The following is a 14025-nucleotide window of genomic DNA, read 5'->3' on the forward strand; positions in this document are numbered from 1 at the left end:
CCAAAGGGAATCACGATCCCAAACGCGCCGCCAGAGACTTCTTCAACAGCCTGCTAGGCCGGCACCGGGCCATAGCGATTGGTGCCGGGCTCGCCGGGCCGGGTGCACAGGCGGACGGACTGGACCACCAGGATCAAGGCGGCAATCGCATCGGCAATGAACAGGATCGCGGCCGCCGCGACGACGACAACGCCGACCTCCCGGCCGCCCAGCATGAACGGGATCGACATATAGGCCGCAAAGCCGAACAGCGGCACCGTCGCCACGGTCGCGAACAGCCCGACGAGGATCGCGCCGCTGCGGCCGACATCGTGCAGCCGGCGCGATGCCAGCAGCAGCAGCGGTATCCAGGTCGCGGCGCGCACCACGAACGCCACCGCGATAAGCGGCACGATGGTCGACGGTCCGCGCGCCCCCGAAGGGTGATGACCGATCATCAGCGGCGCGAACAGCATCATGGACAGCGGCGACAACAGGTAAGGCGCGAAGATGCCGATCGCCGCGAACCAGGGAGCGAGGCTCCAGAATCGCGTATGGCTCAGGCGTCCGGGCATGGCTCAGCCCACGGCGTGCTGCACGGCCTCGTCCGCGGCCGCGGCCGGAATCTCGCCATCGGGCTCAAGCCCGAGCTCCTTCAGCTTGCGATAGAGCGTCGAGCGGCCGATCCCCAGCCGGCGCGCGACCTCCGACATGTGGCCGTCATAGCGCCCGATCGCCATGCGGATGACTTCGGCCTCGATGTCTTCGAGCTTGCGCATATGCCCGGCCGCGTCGGTACCGGCCAGCGCGTAGGGCGAGGCATGCGCCTGCGGCACGGCGGGCGACGCGTAAGCAGAAGCCGCTTGCGGCGGCACGCTGGGCAGCGCGGCGGACGGCGCGGGCGCCCGTGCAACCCTCGCATCGACGCCGAGCGCGGCGGCGATCTGCGGGAAATCGACGACGTCGAGCAGCGTGCCGTCGCACAGCACCACGGCGCGGAAGATCGTGTTCTCGAGCTGGCGCACATTGCCCGGCCAATTGAAGGCTTCGAGCAGCGCGGCCGCTTCCGGCGTCAGGCCGGCGACCGCCTTGTGCTCTTCCGCCGCGAAGCGGGTGACGAAATGGCGGGCCAGGGCCGGGATGTCGTCGCGCCGGTCGCGCAGCGACGGCACGAAGATCGGAAAGACGTTCAGGCGATAGAACAGGTCCTCGCGGAACTGGCCTTCGCGCGCGAGCTGCGCGAGGTCGCGGTTGGTCGCCGAGATGATGCGCACATCGACCTTCACGGGCCGCTTGGATCCGACGGGGTCGACCTCGCCTTCCTGCAGCGCGCGCAGCAGCTTGACCTGCATGTCGAGGCGCAGTTCGCCGATCTCGTCGAGGAACAGCGTACCGCCATCGGCTTCCTGGAATTTGCCCAGATGCTTGTCGCTGGCGCCGGTGAACGAACCCTTCTCGTGGCCGAACAGGATCGATTCGATCAGGTTCTCGGGGATGGCGCCGCAATTCACCGTGATGAACGGCCGGCCCGAGCGCTCCGATGAGCCCTGGATGGCGCGCGCGATCAGCTCCTTGCCGGCGCCGCTTTCGCCTTCGATGAGGATCGGGATGTTGGATTGCGCGGCACGGGTGCCGAGCCGGAAGACCTGCCGCATCTCGGCCGAGGTCGCGACGAGATCGTCGAAGGTGAGCCGGTTCTCGCTCTTCTTCTTGAGCTGCTTGACCTCGCCGGTCAGCGTGCCGATCTTGAGCTGGTTGCGGATCGAGATCGCGATGCGCTCGGGGCTGGCCGGCTTGACGAGGAAGTCGTTGGCGCCGGCCCGCATGGCTTCGACGGCGGAATCGATGCCGCCCTTGGCGGTCAGCACGATGACGGGAAGTTCGGGATGGGATGGACGCAGCTTGCCGAGGACTTCGAGCCCGCCCATGTCGGGCATCACGAGATCCAGCAGCACGAGCGAAATCTGCTCGCCCTTGGGTCCGTTGATCAGGTCGAGCGCCGGCCCGCCGCCGGGCGCGGTGACGACATGCATGCCGGAGCGCGTGATCGCGGCTTCCAGAAGCCGGCGCTGCACGGGATCGTCATCGACAACCAGAATCATCTGCGCCATAGGCGTGCCTCGAAACGGAACAGCGGGCATTGTCGGCGGTGCAGGTAAACGACGCGTTTAATCCTGTCTTTTCGCGGGACAATTGGATTACGCTTAACGAGGGGTAAACGGCACGGAAATGACCGGGATGGCGCGCAAATCGTGGCAGCGGCTCGCCGCGCTGAGCGTCGCGCTCGCCGTGTCGGCGCCGCTTTCGCTCAAGGCGCAGCCCGTCGCGGCGGATGTTCCGTTCACGCTGATCGACAACCGGGTGTTCGTGCCGGCGACGCTCAACGGCCAGGGGCCGTTCCGGCTCCTGCTCGACACCGGCGCCGATACGGGCGGAATATCCCTCCGGACCATGCAGGCCATCGGCGCACCGGTGGAAGGCCACGCGCGTGCCGGCGGCGCGGGCGAGCACAGCGATTGGGTCGTGAAGACGCATGTCGCGACGCTGCAGATCGGGCGCGCGACGTTCCGCAACCTGCCGATGACGGCGCAGAGCTTCGGCGCGTTGAACGACGTGATCGGCTTTCGGCGCTTCGATGGCATCGCGGGCGAGGCGGTCTTCCGGCGTTACGTGGTCGACATCGATTTCGCGACGGCGCGCCTCCGGCTGATCGAGCCGAACGCGTTCCACGCCCCGCCGGGCGCGATCGCGGTGCCTTTCACCTTCTACCAGGGCTTCATGCCGCTGGTACGCGGCAGCGTCGCGGGCGTGCGCGGCCGGTTCGTCGTCGATCTGGGCGACCGCTCCTCGCTGACCTTGTTCGGACCCTTCTGGCGCGCCCGCCATCTGGACGCCACGCTGACGCCGGGGATCGCAGCGCTCACCGGCTACGGCGTCGGCGGGCCGATCCGCGGCGTCGTGGTGCGCGTGCCGCTCTTCGCCTTCGGTCCGGCGAAGGCACGGGGCATCGTCGCCCGCCTCTCGCTGCAGACGTCCGGCGCCTTCGCCGATCCGCACATCGCAGGCAGCGTCGGAACCGGCGTGCTCAAGCATTTCCGCACTTTCATCGACTATCCGCACAACCGCCTCTGGCTGCTGCCGGGGGCGCAGGTCGCCGACCGCTACGATCGCGGCGGTCTGTGGCTTGGGCGGCATGGAGCGCTGTTCGAGGTGTTCGACGTGATCCCTGGCGGACCGGCGGACGTCGCGGGCCTGCGCGTCGGCGATGTCGTCACGGCGATCGACCGGCGCAAGAGCGAGACGCTCGATCTCTTCGCGATCCGCGAGAAGCTGCGCGATCCGACGTTCGACGAGCCGATTCTGTTCGACTATGTGCGGCGCGGGCGGGCCGGACAGGCGACGCTGCGGCCGCGCGACCTGCTGCCGGGAGGATGAGGCCATCGCGGGCGAGATCGACTATTGGACCTTCTTCGCGCAGGACGCCGCGCGCACCGGCAGCGTGCTTTACGCGCGCCTCTCGGCCGGCATCGGCGGCGACGCCGGGCTGAAGGCGCTGGCGGCGCAGGCCCGCGCGGGCCAGCCGCATGCCAATCTGCTTTTGGGAGCCGTGCATTTCCTCATCCTGCGCGGCGCACGCGATCCGCTGACGCGCTTCTATCCCACGGCCGGCGGCACCGCGTCGGCCGAGCACGAGGATCCGTTTCCCGAATTCGAAGCCTTCGTCGAACGGCATCGCGATGCCATCGCGCCGCTGATCGCGACCCGCGTGACCAACACCAACGAGGTCGGCCGCAGCGCCATCCTCCATCCCGGCTTCCGCGCCGCGGCGCAGCAGGCGGCCGTGCCGCTCTCGCTGATCGAGATCGGTCCGAGCGCGGGCCTCAACCTGATCTGGGACCGCTATGGCGTGCGCTACCGGCGCGACGGCGGGACTGCCGCGTCCGTGAACGCAAGCGCGCCGCTGGTGATCGACTGCGAATTGCGCGGTGACAAGATTCCGCCCGTGGGACCGACGCCGCAGATCGGCGGCCGCGTGGGGCTGGAGCTCAACCCCGTCGATCTGTCGGAGGCCGACGACCGCGACTGGCTGCGCGCGCTGATCTGGCCCGACCAGGCGAGCCGGCTCGCGCGCCTCGACCGCGCCATCGCGCTCTTTGCGCGGGAAGCGCCGCCGATCCTGGCCGGCGACGCCCTGGAGCTGCTGCCCGATGCGCTCGCCGCGGTGCCGCGCGAGCATGCGCCGGTCGTCTATCACACCATCGCGGTCTATCAGTTCAGCCGCGAGATGCGCGACGCGCTGGAGGGCATCCTCACCGTCGCGGGGCTGCGTCGGCCGGTCTGGCGGCTGTCGTTCGAGTATGACGGTGCGCTCTACACGCTGTCGCTGATCCGCTACGCGGACGGGGTGCGCGAGGAGGCCGTGCTGGCGAACTGCCATCCGCACGGCACCTGGCTTGAGTGGCTCGCCTAAAAGGTCACAATGGGGCGATGTCAGACGATCTCTTCGAATCCGAGACCACGCGCATTCCGCCGGGCTTCAGGCCGATGAACTGGTCGCGGGGCTTCGGCCGTCAGGTCGGGCCGTTCTACGAGCGCGATGAGAAGGACGGCGGCTTCATCCGCGCCTTCCAGGTGGGCGAACATCACGTCAACGGCATGGGCAATTGCCATGGCGGCATGCTGATGGCGTTCGCCGACATGGTGTGGGGCCATTCGATCTCCAACCGCCGCTCGCATTACTGGGTCACCGCCCGGATGACGACCGATTTCGTCGCCGCCGCCAAGCTGGGCGACTGGGTCGAGGGCACGAGCGAGATGATCGGCGACGCGGACGGCTTCTACACCGTCAAGGGCCGCATCTGGACCGGCGCGCGCACGATCATGACCGGCACCGGCGTGTTCAAGGTGCTGGGCCCGCGCCTGACGCCGCATCCCGCGGAGACCGGCGCATGAGCGACACGCCCATCCTTCCGCCGGTGCCCGGCCTGTTGCCCGACACCGAGAAGCAGATGTTCACCATCCAGGCAACCCAGGGGCCGCTCGCGGATCTGGACGGCGCGCCGCCGCCGGCGCCGAAATGGTTCGGGGATGCGCTTGCGATCAAGCCGGAAAGCCGGTTCGTCGAAGTCTCCGGTGCGAAGATCCACTATCTGCGCTGGGGCGACCGTTCGCGGCCCGGCCTGCTGCTGGTCCACGGCAACGCGGCGCATGCCCATTGGTGGGACTTCATCGCGCCGTTCCTCGCCCGCGACTACAATGTCGCCGCCATGGACCTGTCCGGCATGGGTGACAGTGACTGGCGTCCCGGCGGCTATGCGATGGACCTCTTCGCGCGGGAGGAGATCGCGGTCTGCGAAGACGCCGGCATGTTCAAGCTCGACGAGCCGCCGGTGATCGTGGCGCACAGCTTCGGCGGCTTCGTCACCATGCTGACCGGCGGGCTCTATGGCGACCGGCTGGCGGGCGTGGTGATCGTGGACTCGCCGGTCAATCCGCCCGACCGCCCCGGCGGGCCGCCGGACCGGCCGATCAAGCCGCACAACATCTATCCCACGCTTGGCGCCGCGATGGCGCGCTTCCGGTTGATGCCGCCGCAGAGCTGCGACAACCTCTACCTGGTCGACTGGGTGGCGCGGTATTCGCTCAAGGAGGTGCCCAAGGGCGACGGCCAGACCGGCTTCACCTGGAAGTTCGACCCGGCGATCTGGCAGCGCTTCTCCATCGGCGACACGGCGGAGCGGCTGAAGGCCACGCGCTGCCGCATCGCGGTGTTCCGCGGCGAGCATTCCGTGCTGCTGCCGCCTTCGATCGGCGAATACATGTTCAACCTGCTGGGCCGCCAGGCGCCGGTGGTCGAGATCCCGCAGGCTCAGCACCACATCATGCTGGACCAGCCCCTGGCGCTGGTCGCGGCGCTGCGCGCCCTGCTGGCCGACTGGGAACACTCCACGGCGACGCGCAAGCCCTTGATGGGGGCATGATGACCGCGGGGACGGAGCCCGCAGCGATCACCGCGCGTTTCCAGGACGCGTGGAACACGCATGACATGGCGGCGTTCGGGGACCTGTTCCATCCGGGTGCGACCTTCGTGAACCGGTTCGGAACCTATTGGCGCGGAGTGGACCAGATCGTCGCCGGCCACGCCCGCATCCACGCTTCGATCTATCGCGATTCCACGCTCGCGATCGACGCACCCGATATCGATCCGATCGGCGACGAGGCCGCGATCCTGCATTTCTGGACGCGGCTCAGTGCCGGCGCCGCGCATCCGGCAGGGCCGCACCAGGTCGACACCTTGATCCTTGCGGTGGTGACGCTCCGCGGCGGCGCGTGGCGCATCCAGGCGCTCGAGAACGTCACGCTGGTCGACCCGATGACGGGGAATACGATGCTCCGCCCCTGAGCGGGCGCTCGAAGTTTACGGCCGACCGCTCGCCGAGGCTTTCGGTCGTTTTGCCCGCAAAATGCGGCCCCATGCGCGGTTGCCCCGGGGGGATCAATTGCTATAGTCCCGCCCGCTTCACCAGGGGACTCAAATGGCCGCGCAAGGCGATTCTCACGGCGACTACCAGCCCGGCACGATGGACATCAGCCAGCATGTGAAGGCCTGGGCGGGGTTCACCAAATTCGTCAAATGGTCGGCGATCTTCGTCGGCCTGATCATGGTCTTCCTCGCCATCTTCCGGACGCATTGACGCGGCCCGGATGAAACTCGCGATCCTCAAGGAGCGCCAGGGCGGCGAGACCCGCGTCGCGGCCTCGCCCGACACCGTCAAGAAGTTCAAGGGCCTCGGCCTGGACGTTGCGGTGGAGACGGGCGCGGGCGCGGGCGCGCGGATCTCCGATGCGGATTACGAGACGGCGGGCGCGGGCATTGCGCCCGATGCCGGCGCGGCGCTGGCGGGAGCCGATATCGTGCTGGGTGTGCGGGCGCCGGAGGCCGGCGCGATCGCCCAGATGAAGGCCGGCGCGGTGCTGGCCGCGCTGTTGGCGCCTTATACCGACAAGGACACGCCGGTGAAGCTGGCGGCGCAGGGCGTCGACGCCTTCGCTATGGAGCTCCTGCCGCGCATCTCCCGCGCCCAGGCGATGGACGTGCTCTCGAGCCAGGCCAATCTCGCCGGCTACAAGGCGGTGATCGATGCCGCGGCGCAGTTCGGCCGCGCCATGCCGATGATGATGACGGCCGCGGGCACCATCGCCCCGGCCCGCGTGCTGGTGATGGGCGTCGGCGTCGCCGGCCTGCAGGCCATCGCGACCGCGCGCCGGCTCGGCGCCATCGTCTCGGCCACCGACGTGCGGCCGGCCACCAAGGAGCAGGTGGAATCGCTCGGCGCCACCTTCGTCGCGGTGATGGACGAGGAGTTCAAGAACGCCCAGACCGCCGCCGGCTATGCCAAGCCGATGAGTGCCGAATACCAGGCCAAGCAGGCGGCGCTGATCGCCGAGACCATCCGGAAGCAGGACATCGTGATCACCACCGCACTGATCCCGGGCCGCAAGGCGCCGGTGCTGGTGACGGAGGAGATGATCAAGACGATGAAGCCGGGCTCGGTGATCGTCGACCTCGCGGCGGAGCAGGGCGGCAACACGCCCCTGACCAAGGCCGATGAAGTCGTCGAGGTCCATGGCGTGACCATCATGGGCTACACCAATCTCGCCGGCCGGCTGGCGATCGACGCCTCGTCGCTCTATGCCCGCAACCTGTTCAATTTCGTCTCCCTGATCGTCGACAAGAAGACCGGCGCGCTGGCGCTGAACTGGGACGACGAGATCGTGAAGGGTGCCGGCCTGACGCGCGACGGCCAGGTCGTGCATCCGGCGCTGAAAGGCTGAAATCCCATGGAAATGGTCGATCCCATCGTCTTCCGCCTCACCATCTTCGTGCTGGCGATCTTCGTGGGCTATTTCGTGGTGTGGAGCGTGACGCCCGCGCTGCACACGCCGCTGATGGCGGTGACCAATGCGATCTCCTCGGTGATCGTGGTCGGCGCGCTGATCGCGGTCGCGGTACCGGTGCTCGATTCCGGCTCGTGGGTCTCCAAGGGACTGGGCTTCGGCGCGCTGATCCTGGCAAGCGTGAACATCTTCGGCGGCTTCCTCGTCACCGCGCGCATGCTTGCGATGTACAAGAAGAAAGAGAAGTGAGCGCCATGGCCCATTTCCTTTCCGATCCTCAGGCCATCCGCGGCGGGCTTATGACGCTAATGGCGGCCGGGTTCGCGATTTCGGCATCCGGGTTCGCGCTGCATGTGTGGCAGCGCCGAAACGACGGCGGGCGCTGAGATGAAAGCCGATATCGCCGCGCTTCTCTATCTCGTCTCCGGCGTCCTGTTCATCATGGCGCTGCGCGGCCTGTCGTCGCCGGCCTCGAGCCGGGCGGGCAACCGCAACGGCATGGTCGGCATGACCATCGCGATCCTCACCACGCTGTGGGTCGCGGGCGTCACCGACGTCACGACGTGGATCATGATCGTCGCGGGCCTCGGCATCGGCGGGGGCATCGGCGCGTTCGCCGCGCGGCGCATCCACATGACGGACATGCCGCAGCTGGTCGCGGCGTTCCACTCGCTGGTCGGCCTGGCTGCGGTGCTGGTGGCGGGGGCGGCGTTCTATTCGCCCGAGGCGTTCGGGATCGGTGCGGAGGGCGCGATCCGCACCCAGAGCCTGATCGAGATGAGCCTCGGCGTCGCCATCGGCACGATCACCTTCGCGGGCTCGATCATCGCCTTCGCCAAGCTCAACGGCAACATGAGCGGCGCGCCGATCCTTTTGCCGGCGCGGCATGTGCTCAACGCCGTGCTGTTCCTCGCGATTGCGGGGCTCGTGGTCTATTTCACCGTGGCGCAGCCGGCCTGGGCGTTCTGGGCCATCGCGGTTCTCTCCTTCGTGTTCGGCATCACGCTGATCATCCCGATCGGCGGCGCGGACATGCCGGTGGTCGTGTCGATGCTCAACTCCTATTCGGGCTGGGCGGCGGCGGCGATGGGCTTCACGCTGGAGAACTCGGCGCTGATCATCACCGGCGCGCTGGTCGGCTCGTCGGGCGCGATCCTCTCCTACATCATGTGCAAGGGGATGAACCGCAGCTTCGTCTCGGTGATCCTGGGCGGTTTCGGCGGCGAGACCGGCGGCCCCAAAGGCCCGGCCGAGACGCGCCCCGTGAAACAGGGCTCGGCCGAGGACGCCGCCTTCATCATGAAGAACGCGGGCAGCGTGATCATCGTGCCGGGCTACGGCATGGCGGTGGCCCAGGCGCAGCACGCGGTGCGCGAGATGGCCGACATCCTCAAGAAGGAGGGCGTCAAGGTCTCCTACGCCATCCATCCGGTCGCCGGCCGCATGCCCGGGCACATGAACGTGCTGCTGGCCGAAGCCAACGTGCCGTACGACGAGGTGTTCGAGCTCGAGGACATCAATTCCCAATTCGCCAACACCGACGTCGCCTATGTCATCGGCGCCAACGACGTGACCAATCCCTCGGCCAAGACCGATCCGAAGTCGCCGATCTTCGGCATGCCGATCCTGGACGTCGAGAAGGCCAAGACCGTGCTCTTCATCAAGCGCGGCATGGGCTCGGGCTATGCCGGCGTCGAGAACGAGCTGTTCTTCCGCGACAACACGATGATGCTGTTCGGCGACGCCAAGAAGATGACGGAAGAGATCGTCAAGGCGCTGGGCTAGGGCCCTCCCTCGGCCGCCGCGCCTTGCCATGCCGCGGCGCTGTGGCAGATTGCGGCCATGACCACGATCCGTCCCGCCCGCCTGCCCGACGATCGGCCCGCGATGCTCGCCTTCATCGATGGCCTGCAGGCTTTCGAGCACAGAGTCGAGCCCAACCGGCGGCTCGACGCCACGGTCGCGGCCGACCATCTCGCCGTGCTCGACAAGCGCCTCGCCGAACGGGGCGGCGCGGTCTTCATGGCGGAGGACGCCGGCGCGATCCTGGGCTGGGCCGTGGTCCATGCGGCGCAGGACGACATCTATGTCGTCGAGGCGCAGCGCCGCTTCGCCTATATCGCGGAGCTCTACCTGGTCGAGGCGGCGCGCGGCACGGGGTTGGGGCGCGACCTGATCGCGCGCTGCGAGGCCTGGGCCAAGGAGCACGGCATCGGCATCCTGCGGATCGGCGTGCTGGCGGACAATGCGCGCGCCCAAGACGTCTATCGGCAGGCCGGCTTCGCGCCCTATGCGCTGGAGCTGCGAAAGTATCTGTGACCTGACGGCTCGGCGGCGCGCGAACCGCAAAAAAAAAGGCCGCGGCTTTCGCCGCGGCCTTTTCCGTTTGGCTATGCCGTCGATCAGAACTTGATCGACAGGCGGCCGGTCCAGGCGCCGTAGGAGACGTCTTCCCGGGTCTGCGCATCGTAGCGCGCCGACAGGGTCGCATCGGTCCCCAGCACGTCGCCGAGATCGAAATCGAGCCCGCCGCCCAGCTCCGCATAGGAGTGCTGCCGCGGGGCCATCTCGAACGTCATGATCGAGGACGGCGCCGCCGCAAAGGCGGCGTCGATCGCATTGGCGTGGCCGAAATTGTTCACCCAGAACCCATGGAAGTTCGGCGTGATATGCAGCATGTCCAGATCGAAGGTCGTCTGGGCGTCAAAGCCCAGCCGGCTCAGGATCGTCCGCTCGCCATAGGAGTCGAAGGTCAAGGCCGGCGCGCCGCCGGTCTCGCTGAACGCATCCACATCCGCCTCGGCATATTGCAGGCTGACCGACGGCACGATCTTGAACGCAGCGTCGGACGCGTCGAACCGGAACGTCCGGCCGAAGTAGCCGCCGACCGACGGCGAGTCGCCGCCGGTGTGACCGGACAGGTCATAGCTCGTGGCGCCCACAATCGCGATGCGCCGCGACTGGATGGTCTGATGACCGTAGGACGCGAAGCCTTCGAGGATGTAGTCGTTGCCGAAGTCGTAGCGGCCATAGACCGCGCCCTGGATGGCGTTGGTCTGCAGCACCGCCGGACGCGACAACAGCGTCGCGGTGGCGTCCGAATAGCCGAACGAGACGCCGACCGTCAGGCCGCCGCCGGCCGCGATGTCGAGACCGCCGGCGATCACCAGGCCGTTCACCTTGGCCCGGCCGCCGCCGCCGCCGACCTCGACGCTGCCGTTCAGCGCGCTGCCCGAGAGGAAGCCGCCCAGGCCGGCCGGCAGATCCATCCACGTGTCGCTCGCGTCGTTCGGCGAGACCGCCGCGCCCGTGCCGGGCATGGCATTGCCGGCGCCCGGATTGGTTGCGATGCCCATCCCCATGGCGACGAGCTGCTGCGACCCCGGCGAGGTGCCGCCGGCCGAGACCAGCGCCATCTTGAGGCCCTCGGCGTTGATGCTCAGGCCGGCGCTCTTGCTGTCGTCCGGCGTTCCGCCGACCTGGTAGAGACGCTGCCAGATCATGCTGTCGAGGTTGGACTGGATCATGTCCTCGACCAGCGGCGCGGCGCGTTCGGTGTCCGGCGCCAGGGTCTCGAAGTTTCCGATCGCCTGGATCAGCGCGCCGTCCGACAGCGTGTCCAACGCCTGGTAGATCGGCGCCAGGTCGTCGTAATGCGAGCCGCGCAGCGCGTCGAGCGCGCCGGCGATCGCCTTCTGGTCGGGTGTGCCGGCGCCGCCCATGAACTGGGCGAAGGTCTCGGCCTCGACCGTCAGGACCTCCTGCGTCACGCCGCCGACGACCTGCTGGGTCACCTTCGGATAGAGCAGGCCGACGAACGTGTCGGCAACCTCGTCGAAGCTGCCCGTCACCGCGCCGGTCGCGGTCAGGAAGACATGGGTGTCATGCCAGTGCGGCGTGGTCAGCGGCTCCGGCATCAGCGTGCCGCCCAGCGCGACATCGCCGTTGACCGCCAGCACGTCCGTGGTGTTGTTGGTGATGTCGATCAGGGTCGTCGAACCCAGGCTCAGGCCCAGCGCCCCGTTGATCGTCAGCGTGCCGATCGTGCCGTTCGTGCCCGGCGCGACGGCGCCGATCAGGAACGAGGTGTCGCCGTTCACGACGCCGGTGCCCTCCAATATGCCGCCATACATGACCACGCCGTTCGGGCTGTTGAGGACGCCGTTGACTTTCAGGTCGCCGGCGAAGGTCTGGGTGACGATGTTGGTCGTCAGGCTGGCGCCCGCCGCGATCGTCAGTCCGGTGGCCGCGCCGTTGATCGTCAGCTTGTCGACGGTGATGTCGGCGCCCGAAAGCGTCGTCGTGCCGTCGGCCGAGAGCGTGACGTCGTAATAGCGGGCCGGTGCGCCGGTCGTCGGGTCGCCGTCCGTGTTGTCGACCACGCGGCCGGGCGAGGCGCCGGGCGCGCCTTGCACGTCCTCGCCGTTCACGTCGTCGCCGACATGGGCGAAGCCTTCCGGATTCGTCCAATCGGACTGTGCGCTGGCGCTGGCCGAAGCGCCGCCGCCGCCGCCCGCCGCCGGGCAGGCGGACTGCACGGCGCTGAGATCACCCGAATTGAGCGCGGCAACGCTGACCTGCGCTGCGCCGCAATCCTGGCCGCCATTGGCGGCGATGAAGGATTGCACCAGGGCACGGAAGCCTTCGATGCCGAGACCGCCGCCGAACGGGCGCGAGCCGCTCCCCGCGACAGGCTGTGAGTCGGAGGGCGGACCGCCGGCCGGATTCGGCCCGGGCGCCGGCGAATGCTTGTTCTCCACGCCGGTCACGATGTTGATGCAGTCGTCGTAATAGCAGACCTCGCCGAAGCCGGCCGGCACGTCGGCCTCGCCCAGCGCCGCGGTGGTCGGCAGCGCGTTGATCGTGTTGCCGTTGCCGTCGACCGTCAGATAGGCCGGATCGAGCGCCATCTTGAAGGCGTCGATATCGGTCCAGCTATGATCGCCGCCCGTGTTGGTGACGTATTTGTAGGGGTTGTTGGCGACGATCCAGTCCCAATACAGATAAAGCGGCTGGTAGAACGAGGTCGTGCCATAGGACGAGCCGGGCTGCGCGCTCCCATAGAAGCGGTCGCCGCCCGAGAGCACCGCCGCGATGGTCGGCGAGGCGAAGGTGTTGTCGATGATCAGCGGTCCGCCCGAATCGCCCGGCGCCGTGATGCCTTCCTTGTCGTAGGCGGTGTCGTGGAAGATGTTGAAGTCGAAGACATTGGCGTCTGCGGTGTTGAATTTGGGGTCGTTGAAATCCATCATGTAGAGATTGGCGGGCAGGCCGTCCGGGTTGCCGAACAGAGCCGCGTCCTGGTCGTCCAGCGAGCCCAGCACGCTCACGACGTTCTCCGCGACGCGGCGCTTGAAGTCGATCGAGCCCTGGCCGTTGGTGCCGATGCCGTTGTCGCCATAGCCGACGATGGTGGCGTGCGCCGGCGCGGTCAGCGGGCTGAACAGCAGCGTCCAAGTCGGGATGTCGAGGGCCGGCGTGTCGAGGGCCGCCATCGCGATGTCGGACTGCAGGAAGTTGTTGCCGACGCCGATGGTGCAGCAATTCGTGTCGTAGACCACGAAGTTCGAATTGTAGGCGTGGTTCGCGACGTCGGTCTGGTACGCCGGGCCGCCGGCGACGCCGCTCAGCCAGTGGCCGATGGCCGAATTGCCGGCCGCGTTGTTGTTGGCGTTGAAGAAGAAGCCGATCGGCGAACCGCCGAACTTCGCGCCATAGGCCGTACCGGGCTGGAAGGCGTTTTCGTCGGCGTTCTCGTTCACGCAGTGGGACGCGAAGATCACCGTGCGCGGATTGATCAGCGACACGGTGCAGAGACCGATGAAGCCGTTTTGCTCGTCGATTACCATCTGGCCGACGCCGGTGACGTTGGTGGTGTCCACCACGTCCGCGGGCGTGTAGTTGTCGTTGATCACGATGGCGGCTGCCGGCGTGGAAAGTGCGGCAAAGCCGGCCAGAGCGGTTGCGCCAAGGAAGGCATTCCGGACGCCCGCCAGCTGGCGGCGGTTTCTGTTTGTCATGATGTTCCCCTGCAGGGGCGACCCCAAGTCGCCCATGGGGAGAACGCTAACAAACTTCACTGTGGCGTGAGTACCGCAATTCAAAAAAAATTCATCAAAATCGCAGCGAACTCAGGTGGATAAGCAG

14 protein-coding genes are annotated in these 14025 nt (G+C 67.8%); 11 read left to right on the forward strand and 3 right to left on the reverse strand.

Annotation, left to right across the window (positions count from 1 at the left end; translation table 11 throughout):
* Positions 1 to 53 precede the first annotated feature (53 nt).
* Both WDM91_20630 and WDM91_20635 read right to left on the reverse strand, forming a co-directional pair.
* The gene (locus WDM91_20630) at positions 54 to 554 is read right to left on the reverse strand and encodes a DUF805 domain-containing protein (protein MEI9997013.1); all 501 of its coding nucleotides are present in this window, start codon (positions 552 to 554) and stop codon (positions 54 to 56) included.
* A 3-nt stretch (positions 555 to 557) separates the two neighbouring features.
* On the reverse strand, positions 558 to 2090 hold the full coding sequence (locus WDM91_20635; protein ID MEI9997014.1) for a sigma-54 dependent transcriptional regulator: 1533 nt from the start codon (positions 2088 to 2090) through the stop codon (positions 558 to 560).
* Between the two features lie 127 nt (positions 2091 to 2217).
* Here WDM91_20635 and WDM91_20640 point away from each other — a divergent pair, with 127 nt between their 5' ends.
* The 11 genes from WDM91_20640 to WDM91_20690 all read left to right on the forward strand — a co-directional run bounded on the left by WDM91_20640 (position 2218) and on the right by WDM91_20690 (position 10197).
* Complete coding sequence (locus WDM91_20640; protein MEI9997015.1) at positions 2218 to 3414, forward strand: aspartyl protease family protein; 1197 nt, start codon at positions 2218 to 2220, stop codon at positions 3412 to 3414.
* Entirely contained in the window at positions 3350 to 4450 is a 1101-nt protein-coding gene (locus WDM91_20645; GenBank protein ID MEI9997016.1) for a DUF2332 domain-containing protein, read from the forward strand. The genes WDM91_20640 and WDM91_20645 overlap by 65 nt, the downstream gene beginning before the upstream one ends.
* A 17-nt stretch (positions 4451 to 4467) precedes the next feature.
* Positions 4468 to 4932, forward strand: a complete 465-nt coding sequence (locus tag WDM91_20650; protein MEI9997017.1) for a PaaI family thioesterase — start codon at positions 4468 to 4470, stop codon at positions 4930 to 4932.
* Positions 4929 to 5960 (forward strand): alpha/beta hydrolase, encoded by a 1032-nt coding sequence (locus WDM91_20655; GenBank protein MEI9997018.1) that lies wholly within the window; start codon positions 4929 to 4931, stop codon positions 5958 to 5960. Before WDM91_20650 ends, WDM91_20655 begins: the two co-directional genes overlap by 4 nt.
* On the forward strand, positions 5960 to 6382 hold the full coding sequence (locus WDM91_20660) for an SgcJ/EcaC family oxidoreductase (protein ID MEI9997019.1): 423 nt from the start codon (positions 5960 to 5962) through the stop codon (positions 6380 to 6382). The genes WDM91_20655 and WDM91_20660 overlap by 1 nt, the downstream gene beginning before the upstream one ends.
* Before the next feature lie 133 nt (positions 6383 to 6515).
* Entirely contained in the window at positions 6516 to 6674 is a 159-nt protein-coding gene (locus tag WDM91_20665) for an aa3-type cytochrome c oxidase subunit IV (protein MEI9997020.1), read from the forward strand.
* Between the two features lie 10 nt (positions 6675 to 6684).
* Positions 6685 to 7815, forward strand: a complete 1131-nt coding sequence (locus tag WDM91_20670; GenBank protein MEI9997021.1) for a Re/Si-specific NAD(P)(+) transhydrogenase subunit alpha — start codon at positions 6685 to 6687, stop codon at positions 7813 to 7815.
* Between the two features lie 24 nt (positions 7816 to 7839).
* Complete coding sequence (locus tag WDM91_20675; protein ID MEI9997022.1) at positions 7840 to 8127, forward strand: proton-translocating transhydrogenase family protein; 288 nt, start codon at positions 7840 to 7842, stop codon at positions 8125 to 8127.
* Positions 8124 to 8264 carry a hypothetical protein gene (locus tag WDM91_20680; GenBank protein ID MEI9997023.1) on the forward strand — a complete coding sequence of 47 codons (141 nt, stop codon included), beginning with the start codon at positions 8124 to 8126 and terminating at the stop codon, positions 8262 to 8264. Before WDM91_20675 ends, WDM91_20680 begins: the two co-directional genes overlap by 4 nt.
* A 1-nt stretch (position 8265) precedes the next feature.
* The gene (locus tag WDM91_20685) at positions 8266 to 9663 is read left to right on the forward strand and encodes an NAD(P)(+) transhydrogenase (Re/Si-specific) subunit beta (protein ID MEI9997024.1); all 1398 of its coding nucleotides are present in this window, start codon (positions 8266 to 8268) and stop codon (positions 9661 to 9663) included.
* 57 nt (positions 9664 to 9720) lie between these two features.
* Complete coding sequence (locus WDM91_20690) at positions 9721 to 10197, forward strand: GNAT family N-acetyltransferase (GenBank protein MEI9997025.1); 477 nt, start codon at positions 9721 to 9723, stop codon at positions 10195 to 10197.
* Between the two features lie 83 nt (positions 10198 to 10280).
* Here WDM91_20690 and WDM91_20695 read toward each other — a convergent pair whose 3' ends face one another.
* A complete protein-coding gene (locus tag WDM91_20695) occupies positions 10281 to 13898 on the reverse strand; it encodes an autotransporter domain-containing protein (GenBank protein MEI9997026.1) in 3618 nt (1205 codons plus the stop codon).
* Positions 13899 to 14025: the final 127 nt, after the last annotated feature.

This window comes from Rhizomicrobium sp. (assembly GCA_037200385.1).
Taxonomy (GTDB): domain Bacteria; phylum Pseudomonadota; class Alphaproteobacteria; order Micropepsales; family Micropepsaceae; genus Rhizomicrobium.

Bases quoted from the DNA above. Each gene is read 5' to 3' on its own strand.
- WDM91_20630 (MEI9997013.1), bottom strand. From the start codon at position 554: ATGCCCGGACGCCTGAGCCATACGCGATTCTGGAGCCTCGCTCCCTGG.
- WDM91_20635 (MEI9997014.1), bottom strand. From the start codon at position 2,090: ATGGCGCAGATGATTCTGGTTGTCGATGACGATCCCGTGCAGCGCCGG.
- WDM91_20640 (MEI9997015.1), top strand. From the start codon at position 2,218: ATGGCGCGCAAATCGTGGCAGCGGCTCGCCGCGCTGAGCGTCGCGCTC.
- WDM91_20645 (MEI9997016.1), top strand. From the start codon at position 3,350: ATGTGCGGCGCGGGCGGGCCGGACAGGCGACGCTGCGGCCGCGCGACC.
- WDM91_20650 (MEI9997017.1), top strand. From the start codon at position 4,468: ATGTCAGACGATCTCTTCGAATCCGAGACCACGCGCATTCCGCCGGGC.
- WDM91_20655 (MEI9997018.1), top strand. From the start codon at position 4,929: ATGAGCGACACGCCCATCCTTCCGCCGGTGCCCGGCCTGTTGCCCGAC.
- WDM91_20660 (MEI9997019.1), top strand. From the start codon at position 5,960: ATGACCGCGGGGACGGAGCCCGCAGCGATCACCGCGCGTTTCCAGGAC.
- WDM91_20665 (MEI9997020.1), top strand. From the start codon at position 6,516: ATGGCCGCGCAAGGCGATTCTCACGGCGACTACCAGCCCGGCACGATG.
- WDM91_20670 (MEI9997021.1), top strand. From the start codon at position 6,685: ATGAAACTCGCGATCCTCAAGGAGCGCCAGGGCGGCGAGACCCGCGTC.
- WDM91_20685 (MEI9997024.1), top strand. From the start codon at position 8,266: ATGAAAGCCGATATCGCCGCGCTTCTCTATCTCGTCTCCGGCGTCCTG.
- WDM91_20690 (MEI9997025.1), top strand. From the start codon at position 9,721: ATGACCACGATCCGTCCCGCCCGCCTGCCCGACGATCGGCCCGCGATG.
- WDM91_20695 (MEI9997026.1), bottom strand. From the start codon at position 13,898: ATGACAAACAGAAACCGCCGCCAGCTGGCGGGCGTCCGGAATGCCTTC.